Here is a 17,419-nt window from a genome sequence, read left to right on the forward strand (position 1 = left end):
CCGACGCCGACGCCGACGCCGACGCCGCCGGGTTCACGGTGGCTGTCAGAGGTGGCTTCCAGCGGGACGCCGGCTCCCTGGGGTGCTTCAAGCGGGTCGCGGCAGCCCCGGGAGCCGGTCGGCCGGGTCCGTCACGGATGCCAGTCGGGGTTCGTGCCCACCGTGGTCAGCCGCTGGGTGGCGCGGGACAACGCGACGTACAGGGTGCGGACGCCGGCCCGGTCGATCGCGATCTCGCCCGGCTCGACGAGCACGACCGCGTCGTACTCCATACCCTTGGCCTCCAGGGCGGTGACCACCTGGACCCGCTCCGGCAGGCCGGTCACCCACCCGGCGATCTCGTCGCGGCGCGGCACCGGGGTGATCACGCCGATCGTCCCGTCCACGTCGGCGAGCTGCTTCTCGGTCAGCTCGCGGACCGTCGCCGGCAGCGCGCCGGCGCCGGCCACCAGATCCACCGGGTCGACCCCGGTCGAGCGCACGGCCGAGGGCAGCGGCAGGTCCGGCAGGATCGCGCGGATCACCCCGGCGGCCACCGCGAAGATCTCCGACGAGTTCCGGTAGTTCGTGGTCAGCGCGTAACTGTTGCGCTTGCGCGAGCCGAGCGCCTTCTCCCGGGCCCGGTCCAGCTCGTCCGGGTCACCGGACCACGCGGTCTGCGCCGGGTCGCCCACGATGGTCCAGGACGCGTACTGCCCGCGGCGGCCGACCATCCGCCACTGCATCGGTGACACGTCCTGCGACTCGTCGACCACGACGTGCGCGAAGTCACGGTAGTCGTCCTCGCGCTGGGCGTGCGCGGTGCGCGCGGCCGCCTGACGGTCCGCGAACGTGCTGACCTCCTGGACCCCGTCCCGTACATGGAACGGGTTCTTGCTCTTCTTCTGCGGCTTGCGCGGGCGGCCCATCAGCTCGTCGAGCTCGTCCAGCAGCGCCACGTCGGCGATGGTCGGCCCGAGCTCGTCCAGCCCGTCGAAGGAGCCCTGCAGGGTCTCGATCTCGTCACGGGACAGGACCCCATTGGCGTACGACCGGAGCCGCCCCCGATCGGCCAGCCAGCGCAGCACCCGCATCGGGGTGAAGCGGGGCCACCAGGCCCTCAGGAAGTCCCGGAAGTCGGAGCGGTCCGCCAGTTCCGCCTCGAACTCGCGCTTCTCCGGCAGGCCGGACAGCTTCTGGTCGCGCGCCTGCGCCCAGAGTGCGTCGAAGACCCGGTCGAAGCCGTGCCCGCGCACCTCGTTGCGGCGCGCGCCACGCGGCAGCGCCGAGCGGCGGATCTTGTCCAGCGAGGCCGCGTCGAGCCGCAGCAGCGCACCCCGGTAGAGCAGGCGCAGCTCGGTCGGCGCGCCTGGCACCGCGTCGTGCGAGGCGCGCTCCAGCACCCGGCGCATCCGCAGCGAGCCCTTGATCGCGGCCACTTCGCCGGAGTCCACCCGGGTCGCGTCCCAGCCCGGGACCAGCGTGCCGAGCGAGCGCAGCGTTGCGGTGTCCTCGCCGAGCGAGGGCAGCACGGTCGCGATGTACTCCACGAAGACGCCGGACGGCCCGACGACCAGGACGCCGCCGCCGGCGAAGCGGCTGCGGTCGGAGTAGAGCAGGTAGGCCGCACGGTGCAGGGCCACCGCGGTCTTGCCGGTGCCGGGGCCGCCGGTGACGATCGTCACGCCACCCGCGGGGGAGCGGATCGCGTCGTCCTGCTCGCGCTGGATGGTGGCGACGATGTCGCGCATCCCGCGGCCGGTCGCCTTCGACAGGCTGGCCAGCAGAGCGCCGTCGCCGACCACCCGCATCCCGGGCGGAGCCGCCTCCGGATCGAGCAGATCGTCCTCGATGCCGGTGACCTTCTCCCGGCTGGACTGGATCATCCGGCGCCGGACGACACCCAGCGGCTCGGCCGGGGTGGCCCGGTAGAAGGCCGCGGCGGCCGGCGCGCGCCAGTCGACGACCAGCGGTTTCGACATGTCGTCGCGGATACCCATGCGGCCCACGTAGTGCGTGGCGCCGTCCAACTGATCGAGACGGCCGAAGACCAGCCCCTCATACTCGGTGTCCAGGGCGTGCCGGCGGCGGGCCGCGTGGAAGACCATCGCGTCGCGCTCGACCAGAGCGCCGAACGTGCCGACCCCGGCGAGCTGATAGCCCTCCTTCTCGGCGCGGGACGCGTCCTTGCGCAGCTCGACGAGACGGGCGTAGACCCGGTCCACATGCTGCTGCTCGACCGCGATCTCCTGTTGCAGGACGGTGGCGTCGCTCAAGTCGGTCGTTCTCCCTTTCATGCGCACCGCCAGCGCTCACGCGAAGGGGGCAATCGAACTTACTCCTGCCCCGCAACAAGCGGCGAAGCGGCCCGGGGTCTGTGTCGTGGATCGCGACTTCCGGCGAGATCCGGAGGTGGTGTCCGGCCGGCGCCAGGCGTCACCGGGACCACGCCGCGACCCCGTGTCCGATCCGCACGACAGACCCCCGCCGTTTCACCGCATCGTTCGAGCGTTACAGAAACGACCGGGGGCGCGCTGTTGTTCCGCTCAAGCCGCCCTGCGGCACGACGAGCCCAACCAACTTGCGGTACGACGTGCCCAAGCACCTTGCGGCACGACGGGCCCAACCGGCTTGCGGTACGACGTGTCAGGCCGCCTTGCGGTACGACGTGCGCCGGCCGGCCTTGCGGGTGGCACGGTTCGCGCGGCGGACGATCTCGACCAGCGCGGCCGACACCTCGTCCGGACGCTCCAGCGGCAACATGTGGCCGGCGCCCGGGCAGACGGTCAGCGCGGCGTGCGGCAGGGCGGCCGCGATCGACTCGGCGCATGCCGTCGGGGTCAGCCTGTCCCGGTCGCCGACCAGCACCGCGGCCGGCACGTCGCCGATCGAGGCGAGCGTGTCCAGCCGCTGCTGCGCGCCGATCGAGGCCCGGAAGCCGCCGATCGAGCGCAGCGGCGCACGGCCCACGCTGCGCAGCGTCAGGCCCAGCGCCTCGTCGGCGCACCGGTCGCCGAAGAGCAGCCAGCGCAGCGCCGGGGCCAGGGCGGGCAGCACGGCCCGGTGCGGACGCCACGCGCCGGAGCGGGCCAGCACGCCGGCGCCGAGCGTCTCGCCGACGCGCAGGACACCGGCCAGGCTCTCCGGAAGGCCGTACCGCGTATGGGTGTGGCCCTCGGCGGTGGTCGAGACGAACAGCAGGCCGGCCACCCGCGCGGCGAACTCGCCGGGGTGCCGGTGCGCGAACTCCATGATCGTCATGCCGCCCATCGAGTGCCCGCCGAGCACCACGGGCCCGGTCGGAGCCAGCCGGCGCAGCACCTCGGCCAGGTCGTCGCCGAGCTGATCCAGGGTGGCCGAGCTGCGCCGGGTCGGCGAGGAGCGGCCGTGGCCCCGGATGTCGTAGGTGATCACCCGGGGCGCGCGCCGGCCCAGCCCCGCGAGCGCCTCGACCTGCCGCCGCCAGGTGCGCCGGTCCAGGCACCACCCGTGCAGCAGGACCACGGTCACCGGGGCATCGTCCGGCCCGGAGACCTCGGCGTGCAGCCGCACACCGTCGGGCATCACGATCTCGGTTCGCTCGAGCATGGGCACCTCCGCGCTTGTCACGCCTCCCGTCGTACCCACGGGTAATAATCATCACTCGCGATCACCCGAATCGGTACTGTCCGCCACGGTGACCGTGAGCTGCCTCCCAATTACTTTTCTTGGCCGTCCGGACGGCGAGAATCGACGTCATGACAGCCACTCGCGCTGCCCAGGCCATCACGCCCAGCACTGCTCTGGGTGAGCTCATCACGGGCAACAAGCGTTTCGTGTACGGGAAACCGCAATACGGGCACAGCGTCACCCAGGCGGCCGCGACCGCCGGTGGTCAGCAGCCGCACTCGGTCGTGCTCGGCTGCATCGACTCCCGCGTGCCCCTCGAGGCCGTCTTCGACCAGCCGTTCGGCGCGATCTGCGTGGCCCGCTCCGGCGCGCACGTGCTGGACCGCTCGCTGACCGGCTCGGTGGAGTTCGCGGTGTCGGCGCTCGGCGTCTCGCTCGCCCTCGTGGTGGGGCACAAGCGGTGCGGCGCGGTGACCGCCACGGTCGGCGCGGTGCGCTCCGGCGAGCGCCCTGACGGTGACGTGGGCTACCTGGTGGAGGCGATCGCGCCGGCCGCCGACGGCGTCGACCTGGACGACCCGGAAGCGGCGGAACGGGTGATCCGCGTGCACGTCGAGCGGACCGTGGAGCAGCTACGGGCCACGCCGGAGCTGTCCGCGGCGATCGCCGCCGGGACGGTGGACGTGGTGGGCGCGATCTACGACCTGGACACCGGGTGGGTGGAGTTCCTCGACCACGCCTGACCGCCGGCTCCCGGCCCGGCTCCCGGCCCAGGCTGGTGCTCACCGTAGTTGTCGGGTGTGCGTAACCACGGTGGGAGCCAGCCCGGACGGTGACGCGCGCTGCGGACCGGTGCCGGGTGAGGCTCGCGTTCCCGCGAGGCGGGGCGCTGGGGGACGGACGGGCGGCTGACGACCCGTACGCCGGCAAGGAATTGGGTGTTTTGGTCGTCGGACTGACGGGCTGAGCGCTGACGATCTGTTTGGGCTGATCTTCAGGAAACGCGAAAAGGCACCTCCGGGCAGAAGCCGGGAGGTGCCTTTTCCGTGCGTGAGGCTTGCTCAGCCCTCGAAGACGCCGGCGTCGACGAGACGCTGCTCAGCGGCGTCCCAGCCGTGCTCCGGGCTCACCGAGTTCAGCGCCTGCAGCTCGGCGCGGATCTTGGCGCCGTGGCCGGCCGCGGCCAGCACCCGGATCTCCTCCACGAAGGCGTCCGAGTCGGTCTTGAGGTGCGTGGTCTTGCCGTTGGTCAGGTTGCGCACGTACGCGAAACGGCCGTTGGCGAGCGGGATGAGGTATTTGTACTCACCGAGCACGCTGAGGGCGCCACCGGTGCTCTGGCCGGCGCGGACTGATGCGCGGGCGGTCTTTGAGGTGTTGCTCGCCACGGCGGTACTCCTTGAGGAAAAGCTCGAGCAGATAAAAATGGCCGAAGCAACTCTACACGACCCCAGGTGAACCGCACCGTCGGAGCAGGTACAGGCGTTGGACCGGATGTGCCACTACGACTGGTCCCGCAGTCGATGTTGCGGATTCTCTGGCGCACCATCCGTACCAACCGGCATCATGGGACACGATCAACCGCGGTCGAGGTCGTAGGGGAAGACGCACCTCGGTCTCCGGGAGGTCACCGTGCCAACGTGTGGCGTCGTATACGTCCACTCAACCCCGCTCGCCGTGTGCCAGCACGTCGAATGGGCCATAGCGCGCGTCCTGACTGCGCCGGTCAATCTTCATTGGACCGTGCAGCAGGTCGACCCCAGCATGCGCCGTGCCGAGTGCAGCTGGACCGGACGCGCGGGAACTGGCGCCGAGCTGGCTGCTGCCCTCCGGCAGTGGCCCATGATTCGTTTCGAGGTGACCGAAGAGCCGAGCCCAGGGCTGGACGGCGAGCGGTTCATGCACGTCCCCGGCCGCGGGTTGTTCCACGGCACGATGGGCGCCTCGGGCGACATCCAGATCGGCGAGGACCGGCTGCGCGCCATCATGGCGTCCGCCCGGGCTCCCGAAGCGCTGGCGCATGCCCTGGAAAAGGCTCTCGGCACCGCGTGGGACGCGGAGCTCGAGCCCTACCGGTACGCGGGCGACGGCGCGCCGGTCACGCTCCTGACCCGGGTCGGGTGAGCCGGTCCCGGTCCCACGGATCGTGGCCCGGCCGATCGTGCCTGCCCAGGCTGCGACCGGCGCCGTCAGCGTTCCCCGCGCACCGGCGGCGATCGGTGCCGTCGAAGTTCCGTGCGGGCCGGCGGCGCCCGGTGCCGTCAGAGTTCCGTGCGGACCGGCGGCGTCCGGCGGTCGCGCCGTGGGTGCCGGTCCCGGTGTGGCCTCGGGTGCGCCCGGTGTCACAGCCGTCACCCGGAGGTCCGGCTTCCGCGCGATCCACGGGACCGGAGACGGGGTTCGCGTGGCGGCGCTTTCCGCGACCTGATTCGATGGCGTTCGTGAAAAAGCTCTCCCGTGTCGCATTTGTCGCACCGTTGCTTCTGCTCGCCGGAGCGTGCGGGAACGACGCGAAGGCTCCCACCGCCCCGCCCGACGCGGGGCCGGTCGCGTCCGCCCCGTCCGGCCCGGTCTCCGAGTCGGCCTCCGCGCCGGCCGCGGACCCGCTGGTCCGGGCGGCCGAGACGGTGGCCCGGCTCAGCGACGAGGACCTGGCAGGGCAGGTGCTGATCCCGTACGCGTACGGCAGCTCGGCCACCCAGGTCGACGCCGGCTCGGCGGCCGGCAACCGGACCCTGGCCGGGGTGGACACCCCCGCCCAGATGATTGCCAAGTACCGGCTGGGCGGCCTGATCCTGGTCTCCTTCACGCAGCAGGACCCGACCGGCAGGACCAACCCCACATCGAACGTGGAGAACCCGAAGCAGGTTCGCGCGCTCACCGACGGCCTGCAGGCGGCCGCGAAACAGCTGCCGGCCGCGGCGCCGCTGTTGATCGGCACCGACCAGGAGTACGGCGTGGTGACCAGAATCACCGAAGGGGTCACCGCGCTCCCGTCGGCGTTCGCGGCCGGCGCCGCGGGACGACCCGACCTGACCGAGGCGGCCTGGCACGGGGCCGGCGAGGAACTGGCCGCGATGGGCATCACCGTCGACTTCGCCCCGGTCGCCGACACCCTCGGGCCGGCCGGGAGCTCAGTGATCGGGTCACGGTCGTTCGGCTCGGACCCGAAGGCCAACGCCGACCAGGTGGCGGCCGCGGTCCGCGGGCTGCAGGGCGCCGGGGTGTCCGCCGGCCTCAAGCACTTCCCGGGCCACGGGCACACCACCGGCGACAGCCACGAGGTGCTGCCGGTGATCAAGGAGACCGCTGCCCAGTGGCGGGCTCAGGACCTGCCGCCCTTCAAGTCGGGCGTGGACGCCGGGGCGGGCGTGGTGATGTCCGGTCACCTCGACCTGCAGGCGATCGACAAGGGCGTGGCCGCGACGTTCTCGCACAAGGTGATGACCGACGTGCTGCGCGGTGAGCTGAAGTTCACCGGGGTGGCGATCACCGACGCGATGAACATGGAACCGGCCAAGAAGTGGGCGCCCGGCGAGGCCGCGGTCCGTGCCCTCAACGCGGGCAACGACATGCTGCTCATGCCGCCGGACATCGGCGCAGCGCGGGACGGGATCGTGGCCGGGCTCAAGAACGGCACGCTCAAGCGGGAACGCCTGATCGAGGCGGTCACCCGGATCCTCACGCTGAAGTTCCGGACCGCGGCGACCGCCCAGCCCGCCCTGTCGGTGCTCGAGGCGGACACTCATCAGCAGGCCGTCGCCGCGCTGGACGCCGCGTCGGTCACGGTGCTGCGCGGGCAGTGCGGCGGGCCGCTGGTCAACGGGCCGGTCACGGTGACCGCGCCGGCGTCGCGCGAGCTCGCCCGGTCGACGCTGGTCAAGGCGTTGCAGGCGAACGGCGTCGAGGTGCGGGCCGCCGGTGGGGCGGAGATCCGGCTCGTGGGGTACGGCGACAAGCCGATCGACCTGTCACCGGACGCCGCGGTGACCGTGATGATGGACCTGCCCGGGTTGCTCGCCTATGCGAAGTCGCCGACGCTGCTCGCCACGTATTCGTCGAGCAGGCTGTCGATGACGGCGCTCGCCGCCGTGATCGCCGGGAAGGCGGCCGCGCCGGGCAAGTCCCCGATCGCCGTCGCCGGCCTCCCGCGAAGCGCCTGCGCCAAGTAGCCGCGGCCCGGCGGCGCTTGCTGACCGGCCCGGCGCCACCCCAGCGGTGTCCGGCTGGCGCTGAGGGTTGTTTCCCGAGTCCCTGGCAGCCGTTGAACGCCAGCCAGGGTGCTGCGGGTGTCCGGCTGGTGCTGAGGGTTGTTTTCTGGGCTCTTGGCAGCCCTGAGTCGGTGGCGAACGCGATCACGGGCGTGCCGTCGACCGAGCCCCGGGCGTGCAGCACACCCGAGTCGCCGGGCGGCGCGAGCGGGCGCATCGTGTCTTGGTCGAAAAGGGAGAGAAGCCGTGATCCCGGGTCGCGGATCACGGCTCCTCCTCTGTTTCCCCTGGTCGTGTCAGGGACGCGTTCCCCCTGGCCGTGGCCTCAGGGACGCGTTTCCCCTGGTCGTGGCGTCAGGGACGCGCGAAGACCAGAGCCACGTTGTGGCCGCCGAAGCCGAACGAGTTGTTCATGGCCGCCGGGATGTCGAGCGGGCGGGCCTTGAACGCCGCCACGTCGAGGTCCAGGCGGTCGTCCGGGTCGTCGAGGTTGATCGTGGGGGGAACCACACTGTCGCGGATCGCCAGGATCGTGGCGATCGACTCCAGCGCGCCGGCCGCGCCCAGCAGGTGCCCGGTCATCGACTTCGTCGACGTGATCACCGGGTGGTCACCCACGGCCGTGCGGATCCCGAGCACCTCGCCCATGTCACCGGCCGGGGTCGAGGTCGCGTGGGCGTTGACGTGCTTGATGTCGGCGCCGGTGAGACCGGCGTCGCGGACCGCCATGGACATCGCCCGGATCCCGCCCTTGCACTCCGGGTCGGGCTGGACGATGTCGTAGCCGTCCGAGGTGATGCCCGCGCCGGCGAGCCGGGCGTACACCGTGGCGCCACGGGCAGCCGCGTGGTCGGCACGCTCGAGGATCAGCGCGCCGGCACCCTCACCGAGGACGAAACCGTCCCGGTTCTTGTCCCAGGGGCGGGACGCCCGCTCCGGCTCGTCGTTACGCGTCGACATGGCGCGCATCGAGGCGAAACCGGCGATCGGCAGCGGGTGGATCACGGCCTCGGTGCTGCCGGCCACCACCACGTCCGCACGACCGGCGCGGATCAGGTCGAGACCCAGGGCGACCGCCTCGGCGCCGGTGGCGCACGCGCTGGCCATCGCACGGACCCCGGCCCGGGCGCCGACCTCGAGCCCGACGTACGCCGCCGGGCCGTTCGGCATGAGCATCGGCACCGTGTGCGGGCTGACCCGCCGCGGACCCGACTTTTCCAGGATGTCGTCCTGGTCGAGCAGTGTGATCGCGCCACCGATGCCGCTGCCGAAGCTGACCGCGAGACGCTCCGGGTCGAGCCCGGTGCCCGCGAGGCCGGCATCGGCCCAAGCCTGCTTGGCGGCGACGATGGCCATCGCCTCACTGCGGTCCAGCCGCCGCATCCGTACGCGTTCGATGACCTCCGACGGGTCGACGGCGATCTGCGCGGCGATGCGGACGGACAACTGCCCGGCCCACTCCTGGGTGAGTGAACTCACCCCGGAGCGGCCGGCGAGCATGGCGTCCCAGGTGGACGCGACGTCCCCGCCCAGCGGGGTCGTCGCGCCGAGCCCGGTGACGACGACGTCGACAGTGCTCATGTCAGGCGTTCGCCTCGATGTAGGTGACGGCGTCGCCGACGGTCTTGAGGTTCTGGACCTCGTTGTCCGGGATCTTGACCCCGAACTTCTCCTCGGCCGCCACCACGACCTCGACCATCGACAGCGAGTCGACGTCCAGGTCGTCGGTGAACGACTTGCCCTCGGCGACGTCGTCCTGGTTCACCCCGGCGACCTCCTCGAGGATCTCGGCGAGGCCGGAGGTGATCTCTTCACGAGTAGCCATTTTTGTTCTTTTCCTCTCGATTTCTTACGGTTTGTGCTGGATGAGCTTACGGGCAGCGGACAACCTGACCGGCGTAGGTCAGACCGCCGCCGAAGCCGAACAGCAGCACCGGGGCGCCCGAGGGCACCTCGCGCCGCTCGATCAGCTTGGACAGGGCCAGCGGCACACTCGCCGCGGAGGTGTTGCCGGACTCGACCAGGTCCTTCGCGACGATCGCGTTCTCGCTCAGGCCGAGCCGCTTCACGATGCCGTCGATGATCCGGGTGTTCGCCTGGTGCGGCACGAACGCGGCCAGCTCCGACGGGTCGACACCGGCACGCCTGCACGCCTCGATCGCGAACGGCGCCAGCTCGGTGGTGGCCCAGCGGAAGACAATCTGGCCCTCCTGCTCGATGTACGGGCGCCAGCCCTCGATCCGCAGGACGTCGCCCTTGTCCGGAGCGGAACCCCAGAGCACCGGGCCGACCCCGGGCTCCTCGCCGTCCGGCACCCCGGTCATCACCGCGGCGCCCGCGCCGTCACCGAACAGGACCGCGGTCTTGCGGTCCGACCAGTCGGTGACGTCGGAGAGCTTCTCCGCGCCGATCACGATCGCGTTGCGGGCGGCGCCGGCGCGGATCGCGTGGTCCGCGCTGCCGACCGCGTACGAGAAGCCGGAGCACGCCGTGTTCAGGTCGTATGCCGCCGGGGCGGCGATGCCCAGCTTGTTCGCCACCCGGGTGGCGACGTTCGGGCAGCGGTCGATCGACGAGCACGTCGCGACGATGACCAGGTCGATGTCGGCGGCGGTCAGCCCGGACGCGGCGAGCGCCTTCTCGGCGGCGAACCCGGCCATGTCGGCGACCGTCTCGGTGTCGGCGATGCGCCGCTCCGCGATCCCGACCCGGCTCCGGATCCACTCGTCGTTGGTGTCCAGGGTCTTCGTCAGATCTTCGTTGGTGACCACGCGCGAGGGCTGGTAGTGACCCATCGCGACGATGCGGGAACCCGCAACCATCTGTTCCTCCTTCAGTCGCGACTGCGCGCGTCAGTGCTGTGGCGTGGCGTGCCGGGCGATCAGATCGCGCGCGGCGGGCAGGTCGTCCGGCGTGTTCAGGGTGACGATCTCCGGAGCCCCGGCACCCTTCAACTCGCGCTTGACCAGGCCGGCCAGCGTGCCGGCCGGGGGCAGCTCGATCACCGCGGTGACGCCGAGATCCTTGAGCGTGCCCATGCACAGGTCCCACCGGACGCCGGCGGTGATCTGGCGGACCAGGCGGTCGAGCATCTCGCGCCCGCTCGCCACTGCCGAGCCGTCCAGGTTCGACAACAGTGTGCGGGCCGGGTCGGTGACGGCTGTGTTCTTCGCAACGGCGGCGAGCGCCGTCTCGGCGGGCGCCATGAACGGCGTGTGGAACGCCCCGGCGACCGCGAGCGAGATGACCCGGGCCTTCGCCGGCGGAGCGGCCGCGAACTCGGCGAGCGCGTCCCGCGCGCCGGCCGCGACGACCTGGCCGGCGCCGTTGCGGTTGGCGGCGTGCAGCCCGTGCTTCTCGATCGTGGCGATCACCTCGTCCGGGTCGCCGCCGAGCACTGCCGACATCCCGGTCGGCTCGAGCGCGCAGGCGGCGGCCATCTCCCGGCCGCGGACGCCGGCAAGGGCGATCGCGTCCTCCGGGGTCAGCACCCCGGCGGCCGCGGCGGCACCGAGCTCGCCGACGCTGTGGCCGGCGACCACGTCCACCCGGTCCAGCGGGAGCTCCCCGGCGGCCAGCAGAGCGGCGGCGACCAGCAGCGGCTGGGTGCGGGCGGTGTCCTTGATCTCCTCGGCGTCCGCATCGGTCCCGAGGTGCACCAGATCGACGCCGGCGAGCGCTGACCAGGAGGTCAGGCGGTCACGGGCGCCGGGAAGTTCGAGCCAGGGGCTCAGGAAGCCGGGCTTCTGGGAGCCCTGGCCGGGCGAGAGTACGGCGAGCACGTCCTCGACTCTTCCGGATCGGGAGGCGTTCCGGGGTTGCCGGGCGCGACGAAACCCTACGACAGACGTTGTAGGTTCTCTACAAAAAGGGGGTCAAGTTGACCCGGTTAAGGTCGATTCGGGGCGCGGGTCGTTAGTGGTTGACCGCTGTGACACTGGGCACTGGATCTTCCCGCCGGAGCCGACTGTCCGACGCCATGGGGCTTATGTCGCTTTCGGTCGCGGGCCTCCTGGGTCAGCTCGACGGGTCCAACCGCCCGATGCTCAACGCCATCCGCAAGGCGAAGCCGTCCCGCCCGTCCAGCGGCGACAACGCGCAGACCTCCGCCACCCGCCGCAGCCGGTACCGCACCGTGTTCGGATGCACATACAGCTCCCGGGCCGCGCTCTCCAGCACCCCGCCCGCGGCGAAGAACGCGTCCAGCGTCTCCAGCAGGCCACCCCCGGCGCGGGCGAGGGCCCCGTACACGTCGTTGCGAAGTTTGCGGCGCGCGTCCAGATCGCCGGCCAATGCGCGCTCCGGCAGCAGGTCGTCCGCGGCCACCGGGGTGGGTGCTCCCGGCCAGGCAGGCGCGGCCCGGAACCCGGCCAGCGCGGCCCGGGCCGACTCGGTGGCCTGCTCCAAGGTCGGCACGGCGGGCCCGACCACGATCGGCCCCTCCCCGAAGCCGGAGCTCAGGGATGCGGCCGTCACCACCGGGTCGGTCGCCCCGCCGACGACCGCCACCAGCCGATCGCCGTGCAGGCCGCCGATCACCTCGAGGCGCGCGCGCCGGGCCGCCCGGTAGAGCGCGTGCAGCACCGCCGTGATGTCGCCACCGGGGGAGCGGCCCACCACGACGGCGACCGGCGGCGAGTCCACCCAGCCCAGGGCGGCCGCCCGGCTGGCCAGCACGTCCGACGAGTCGCCGCGGAGCAGCGCGTCGACCAGCATCGCCTGCAGCCGGGCATCCCAGGCGCCGCGGGACTCGGCGGCCCGCGCGTAGACCCGCGCCGCCGAGAATGCGATCTCCCGGGAGAACCGCAGGATCGCCTGGAGCAGCAGGGCGGTCTCGCCCTTCCCGGCGAACCCCGGCACCTCCACCTCGGCGACGTCGATCGTCACCTTGATCAGCTGCACGGTCTGGGTCAGCGTGATCGCCCGGGCCAGCGCGCGCGGCGCGGCGGCGAACACCTCGTCGGAGATCTCCTGGGTGCTGGCCGCCACGGTGGCGCCGGACCGCAGCCACTCGACGAGCGACCGGACACCGGCTTGTGCGACAAGCATCACCCAGGACCGTTGATCGGCCGGCAGCGCCCGGAACCACGGCAGCGTTTCGTCCATCCGGGCCACCGCGGAACTCGCCAGGGCCCCCGCGTGCCGCTCGATCCGGCGCAGAGTCGCTGGTTGAAGCGGGTTCGCCGGGGCCTCCGGCGCGGATTCGGTGCTTCGGCTCTCCGCCACGCGCCCAGCGTGTCACGCCGCCTCGGACCGGCGCGAACCACGCCTGATTCATCATTTCTATTACATTTGTCCGGTGTAGCGGTGCGCCTCTCCCGCAATTCCGGTCGGTGACCTGGCATCGTGTCACCCGTGCCGGACCCTTCACCCGGGCCCGCACATGCCGATGAGGACACGGTGCCGAAGAACCGACCGACAGCCGATACCGAGGATCGAGGAGGGGAGACGATGGACCGGGACGACATGCGTGCCGAGATCGATCCTGCCCTTGAGGACCTGCCACCGGTCGCCGACGAGGAGCCGATCATCGTGTCGGAGCCCGGCCGGGTCGGCTGCCGCACCGATCTGCGCGGCTGGGCGGGCGCCCACCTGCACGGCGCGGTTCGTCCACGCCGCCGGGCAGCCGGTCGCGGCCGGCCCCCGGGTCGCTGGTGCTGAGGGCACGCTTCGCCGGGCGGCTGGGGCTCCGCTGACGCTTCGCGCTTTTCCCGTACGTCACCTTCACCCCGTCGGGTGAGTGCGTCACGTTGCTCCGGGCGCGTTCCGGTGACCGGAGCGCCGACGCTGGTCAGGTGAACGGGTGGACGACAAGAGACGGCTGATCCTGGACCAGGCGCTCGCACTGGTGGACGAGCGAGGACTGGCCGCCATGTCGATGCGCGCGGTCGCCGAGCGGGTCGGATTGACCTCCATGGCGCTCTACCCGTACGTCGGTGGCAAGGACGCCCTGCTCGACGGCCTCGTCGACCTGCTGCACCTGGAACTGGGCACGTCGGTCGGCGACGATCTCGCGGACATCGGCTGGCGGGAGCGGCTGCGGGCGCTGGGCCGGGCGGTGCGGTCGCTGGCACACGCGCATCCGAGCGCCTTCCCGCTCCTGCTGAACCGCTCGGCGGCCGGGGCCTCGGCCTCCTGGCTGACGGCGGCGCTGCGCGGCATCCTGCACGACGCGGGGGTTCCGGTCTCCGAGATTCCCCGCCTCGCCCGCATGATCTGCGCCTTCCTGCTGGGCTACACCACCGGTGAGGTCACCGGCGGCCTGCCCCGCGTCCCCCCGCCCGGTGCGAACCCGGACGCGGCCGACCCGGACGCCGACGCCGCCGACGCCGCCAGCCCGGGCGCCGACGCCGCCGGCCCTGATCCCCACGCCGCAGACCCGGACCTCCACGCCGCAGACCCGGACCTCCACGCTGCCGGCCCGGACCCCGACGCCGCCGAGCCGGGTCCGGAGGCCGTTTCCCTCGCCGAGGACGCGGCGGCCCGGGAGGCAGAGTTCGACGCCGATCTGGGAGATCTGATCGGCCTCGTCGCTCATGCCGCCCGCCACCCCGCCCGCGAGCGCTCTTGACCGTCGTCCGCCACCCCTGCCCGCAGCGGTCCGTCCCGCGCACCGTTCCGTCCCGCGCACCGTTTCGTTTCGCTCAGCAGTCCGTCCCGCAGCGGTTGCGCCGCCGGCTGCGGCTGCGGCTGCGCCCCGGGGCCGGTCGCGAGGCGCAGCTCATGCGCGCTGTCCCGGCCGCGTCGCGCGGTCTGGCTGGTTCTCATGGGCGTTATGAGGCACGAATAACGCCCATGAGAACCAGCCGGGACCTGCACCGCGCCGCGGGCGGAAGCAGCAGCGGCCTCGCGCGCCGGACGCACGGAACGCCGTATCGGGTCTCGCGCCGCGCCGTATCGGGTTTCGGGGTGCGCGGCATGGGGTCTTCGTGCGGTGTGGCGGTCTTGGCGGGTTGTCGCCGTGGGCGGGTTTTGTGCCCTGACCGTGACCACCCGCGGACGTCGCCCTGGAGGGTCGGGCGTTCTGGGCGCGCCAGCGCCCTGCCCGGCCCGCAAGGGTCCCCGCGGGAGCTGCGGAGGGCGACCACAGCGGACCTGGGACATGAAGATCTTGAAGGTGATCGTGGGGGTGAACGAGAAACCGCCCCGGATCCAGGAGCGGACCGGGGCGGTTTCGTCGAGGCCTTGCTAGACGCGGCGGCGGATCAGGAACGCCATCCCGGCCAGACCGGTCAGAATGATCAGCAGGAGCGCGCCGTTGAGCAGGAACAGACGGCGGAACTGGCCGATCATCTCGTTGGCGCCCTCGACCGGATCGTCATCGGCCTTCAGGTTCTCGCCGACGCCGCCGCCGATGCCGCCGTTGACCACGTCGGGCTTCGCCTTCAGCGGGACGCCGCTCAGGCGCAGCGACTCGGACATCGACAGGCGGCCGTAGAACCAGCCGTCGGCCTTCTTCCCGGACGGCTGGTCGGCCGGCCGGTGCGCCCGCGGGCCGCCGTTGGCCATCGGGTACAGCTCGTAGAGCTGCGTCGCCTTCTCCTGGATCAGGACCTGGACCGTGTACTTCGTGCCCAGTTTGTCCTTGGCCGGCGTCGCTGTCTGCGGCGTGGCCGAGGCGATCCAGCTGACCTCTTCCAGCAGCATGCGGAACAGCTTCGGGTCCTCGGCCTGCAGGACCTTGATCCCGGTCTCCGGCAGCTCACCGCCGGTGATCGTGATCGCGTCCGGCGTGGGCTTCGGTTTCGGCGCCGCCTTGGGTGCCGCGGTGGCGCCGGTCTGCCCGGACGGCGCGGCCTGCGCCGTCGCCGGGGTCGGGCCCACCGTCATCGCCGCGGCGATCGCCAGCGCACCGGCCGCCACGGCCAACCGTTTCATTGCTCGTCGAACCACCATCCGACCTCCCCCGCCCGTGGATGACATGGTTACGTGGACGCTGCTCGTGGCGTCCACCACCAGCCTTCCCGAGCGCCGCCCTGTTCGCATCTCGCGGCAGGGTGAATTGGAGCTATATGGGGGGAGGACGGTAAAGCCGTTGATCAGCGGCCGAATATTACCCAGTCCCCGCAAGTCGTGGGGGTGGCGGCCACCCAAGTAGCGGACCGCATCACCGCATTCGACGAACCGCTATGGTCGCGGCCCGCCGAATGCGGTAAAAGAGGGCCGATCAGGCGGAAAGGCGTGCCCGGGCGGCGGTGATGCGCGCCAGCGACCGCTCCCGGCCGAGCAGCTCGATCGACTCGAAGAGCGGCAATCCGACAGTACGGCCGGTGATGGCGACCCGGACCGGGGCCTGGGTCTTGCCGAGCTTCAGGCCGCGGGCCTCGCCGACCTGCTCCAGGGCGGTCTTCAACGCCTCGGCGGTCCACTCGGTGAGACCGGAGAACGCGGTGGCGGCGGCGTCCAGGATGTCGGCGGCGCCCTCCTTCATCGCTTTCGCCCACGACGCCTCGTCGGTGACCGGCTCGTCGAGGAAGAGGAAGTCCACGTTCTCGACGATCTCGGAGAGCACCGCGATCCGGGTCTGGGCGAGCGGGGCGATCGTGGCGAAGACCTCGGCGTCGAACTTCTCCGGCTGCCACGCCGGCGCCGGGATGGTGTCGGTGCCGGTCAGCCACGGCGCGCAGACCTGGGTGAACTCGCTCGGGGTGAGGGCCCGGATGTACTCCCCGTTGAAGGCGCGCAGCTTCTTGACGTCGAAGAAGGCCGGGGCGTGGTTGACGTCCTCGATCCGGTACTCCTCCTCGACGACCGACCACGGGACGATCTCCCGGTCACCGGTGGGCGCCCAGCCGAGCAGCATCAGGTAGTTGCGCATCGCGGCGGCGAGGTAGCCCTCGTCCCGGTACGACTCGAGCGCGACCTTGTCGCGGCGCTTCGACAGCTTCTGCCGCTTCTCGTTGACGATCACCGGGACGTGGCCCCAGACCGGGGGAGTGACGCCGAGCGCCTCCCAGAGCAGCTGCTGCTTCGGCGTGTTCGGCAGGTGCTCCTCGGCGCGGAAGACGTGGGTGATCCCCATGCTCATGTCGTCGACGACGTTGGCCAGCAGGAACACGGCCGAGCCGTCGCTGCGGGCGATGACGAAGTCCTCGATCAGCTTGTTCTCGAACGTGGGCTTGCCGCGCACCAGGTCGACGACGACGGTCTCGCCCTCGTCCGGAGTGCGGAAGCGCAGCGCGCGGCCCTCGCCCGGGCCCAGGGCGCGCTCGCGGCAGAAGCCGTCGTAGCCGGTGTGGGTGTTGCCGGAGCGGGCGACCACGTCCTCACGCTTGCAGTCGCAGTAATACGCCTTGCCCTCGCCGTAGAGCCGGGTGGCGGCGGCGGTGTGGTCGGCGGCGTAGGCGGACTGGTAGTAGGGCCCCTCGTACGTCCCGCGTTCGATGCCGATCCAGTCCAGTGCCGAGATGATGCCCTCGGTCCACTCGGGCTTGTTGCGGGCTGCGTCGGTGTCCTCGATCCGGAGCACGAAGACACCACTGTGCTGCTGGGCGTAGATCCAGTTCTGCAGCGCCGAGCGGGCGCCGCCGACGTGGAACATGCCGGTGGGAGACGGGGCGAAACGTACGCGAACAGTCACGCACCCAGCCTACCGAGGTGAGGGAAGGGTATTTGACATG

General features: G+C 71.8%; 15 protein-coding genes. 5 read left to right on the top strand and 10 right to left on the bottom strand.

Annotated elements, in window-relative coordinates:
• Positions 1-131: 131 nt before the first annotated feature.
• The gene (locus Acy02nite_RS04685) at positions 132-2,255 is read right to left on the bottom strand and encodes a HelD family protein (protein ID WP_203738539.1); all 2,124 of its coding nucleotides are present in this window, start codon (positions 2,253-2,255) and stop codon (positions 132-134) included.
• A 370-nt stretch (positions 2,256-2,625) separates the two neighbouring features.
• Positions 2,626-3,567 carry an alpha/beta fold hydrolase gene (locus Acy02nite_RS04690; protein ID WP_203738540.1) on the bottom strand — a complete coding sequence of 314 codons (942 nt, stop codon included), beginning with the start codon at positions 3,565-3,567 and terminating at the stop codon, positions 2,626-2,628.
• A 149-nt stretch (positions 3,568-3,716) separates the two neighbouring features.
• Between Acy02nite_RS04690 and Acy02nite_RS04695 the strand changes: the two genes are divergently transcribed.
• On the top strand, positions 3,717-4,331 hold the full coding sequence (locus tag Acy02nite_RS04695; protein ID WP_203738541.1) for a carbonic anhydrase: 615 nt from the start codon (positions 3,717-3,719) through the stop codon (positions 4,329-4,331).
• Positions 4,332-4,649: 318 nt separating this feature from the next.
• Here Acy02nite_RS04695 and Acy02nite_RS04700 read toward each other — a convergent pair whose 3' ends face one another.
• A complete protein-coding gene (locus Acy02nite_RS04700; RefSeq protein WP_203738542.1) occupies positions 4,650-4,976 on the bottom strand; it encodes a hypothetical protein in 327 nt (108 codons plus the stop codon).
• 244 nt (positions 4,977-5,220) lie between these two features.
• Between Acy02nite_RS04700 and Acy02nite_RS04705 the strand changes: the two genes are divergently transcribed.
• Both Acy02nite_RS04705 and Acy02nite_RS04710 read left to right on the top strand, forming a co-directional pair.
• The gene (locus Acy02nite_RS04705) at positions 5,221-5,712 is read left to right on the top strand and encodes a DUF3145 domain-containing protein (RefSeq protein ID WP_203738543.1); all 492 of its coding nucleotides are present in this window, start codon (positions 5,221-5,223) and stop codon (positions 5,710-5,712) included.
• 308 nt (positions 5,713-6,020) lie between these two features.
• Positions 6,021-7,760 (top strand): glycoside hydrolase family 3 protein, encoded by a 1,740-nt coding sequence (locus Acy02nite_RS04710; RefSeq protein WP_203738544.1) that lies wholly within the window; start codon positions 6,021-6,023, stop codon positions 7,758-7,760.
• A gap of 393 nt (positions 7,761-8,153) precedes the next feature.
• Here Acy02nite_RS04710 and fabF read toward each other — a convergent pair whose 3' ends face one another.
• The 5 genes from fabF to Acy02nite_RS04735 form a co-directional block, all read right to left on the bottom strand.
• Positions 8,154-9,380, bottom strand: a complete 1,227-nt coding sequence (fabF, locus tag Acy02nite_RS04715) for a beta-ketoacyl-ACP synthase II (RefSeq protein ID WP_203738545.1) — start codon at positions 9,378-9,380, stop codon at positions 8,154-8,156.
• Position 9,381: 1 nt separating this feature from the next.
• Positions 9,382-9,624, bottom strand: coding sequence for an acyl carrier protein (locus tag Acy02nite_RS04720; protein WP_203738546.1), 243 nt, complete (start codon positions 9,622-9,624; stop codon positions 9,382-9,384).
• A gap of 46 nt (positions 9,625-9,670) precedes the next feature.
• Positions 9,671-10,621 (bottom strand): beta-ketoacyl-ACP synthase III, encoded by a 951-nt coding sequence (locus Acy02nite_RS04725; RefSeq protein ID WP_203738547.1) that lies wholly within the window; start codon positions 10,619-10,621, stop codon positions 9,671-9,673.
• A 30-nt stretch (positions 10,622-10,651) separates the two neighbouring features.
• On the bottom strand, positions 10,652-11,581 hold the full coding sequence (locus Acy02nite_RS04730) for an ACP S-malonyltransferase (protein ID WP_203738548.1): 930 nt from the start codon (positions 11,579-11,581) through the stop codon (positions 10,652-10,654).
• Between the two features lie 235 nt (positions 11,582-11,816).
• Positions 11,817-13,025, bottom strand: a complete 1,209-nt coding sequence (locus Acy02nite_RS04735; RefSeq protein ID WP_203738549.1) for a PucR family transcriptional regulator — start codon at positions 13,023-13,025, stop codon at positions 11,817-11,819.
• A gap of 225 nt (positions 13,026-13,250) precedes the next feature.
• Between Acy02nite_RS04735 and Acy02nite_RS04740 the strand changes: the two genes are divergently transcribed.
• Positions 13,251-13,460, top strand: a complete 210-nt coding sequence (locus Acy02nite_RS04740; RefSeq protein WP_203738550.1) for a hypothetical protein — start codon at positions 13,251-13,253, stop codon at positions 13,458-13,460.
• A gap of 142 nt (positions 13,461-13,602) precedes the next feature.
• Complete coding sequence (locus tag Acy02nite_RS04745; RefSeq protein WP_239174227.1) at positions 13,603-14,370, top strand: TetR/AcrR family transcriptional regulator; 768 nt, start codon at positions 13,603-13,605, stop codon at positions 14,368-14,370.
• Positions 14,371-14,987: 617 nt separating this feature from the next.
• On the opposite strand, the gene Acy02nite_RS04750 is transcribed toward Acy02nite_RS04745, so the two are convergent.
• On the bottom strand, positions 14,988-15,677 hold the full coding sequence (locus Acy02nite_RS04750; RefSeq protein ID WP_239174230.1) for a hypothetical protein: 690 nt from the start codon (positions 15,675-15,677) through the stop codon (positions 14,988-14,990).
• Between the two features lie 289 nt (positions 15,678-15,966).
• Positions 15,967-17,379, bottom strand: a complete 1,413-nt coding sequence (gene gltX, locus Acy02nite_RS04755) for a glutamate--tRNA ligase (protein ID WP_203738552.1) — start codon at positions 17,377-17,379, stop codon at positions 15,967-15,969.
• Between the last annotated feature and the right edge of the window lie 40 nt (positions 17,380-17,419).

The sequence above is a fragment of the Actinoplanes cyaneus genome (assembly GCF_016862095.1).
Classification (GTDB): Bacteria; Actinomycetota; Actinomycetes; order Mycobacteriales; family Micromonosporaceae; genus Actinoplanes; species Actinoplanes cyaneus.

Excerpts from the sequence above, each read along its gene's own strand:
- Acy02nite_RS04690 (WP_203738540.1), bottom strand. The coding sequence starts at position 3,567 with ATGCTCGAGCGAACCGAGATCGTGATGCCCGACGGTGTGCGGCTGCAC.
- Acy02nite_RS04695 (WP_203738541.1), top strand. The coding sequence starts at position 3,717 with ATGACAGCCACTCGCGCTGCCCAGGCCATCACGCCCAGCACTGCTCTG.
- Acy02nite_RS04710 (WP_203738544.1), top strand. The coding sequence starts at position 6,021 with ATGGCGTTCGTGAAAAAGCTCTCCCGTGTCGCATTTGTCGCACCGTTG.
- fabF (WP_203738545.1), bottom strand. The coding sequence starts at position 9,380 with ATGAGCACTGTCGACGTCGTCGTCACCGGGCTCGGCGCGACGACCCCG.
- Acy02nite_RS04720 (WP_203738546.1), bottom strand. The coding sequence starts at position 9,624 with ATGGCTACTCGTGAAGAGATCACCTCCGGCCTCGCCGAGATCCTCGAG.
- Acy02nite_RS04725 (WP_203738547.1), bottom strand. The coding sequence starts at position 10,621 with ATGGTTGCGGGTTCCCGCATCGTCGCGATGGGTCACTACCAGCCCTCG.
- Acy02nite_RS04740 (WP_203738550.1), top strand. The coding sequence starts at position 13,251 with ATGGACCGGGACGACATGCGTGCCGAGATCGATCCTGCCCTTGAGGAC.
- Acy02nite_RS04750 (WP_239174230.1), bottom strand. The coding sequence starts at position 15,677 with ATGAAACGGTTGGCCGTGGCGGCCGGTGCGCTGGCGATCGCCGCGGCG.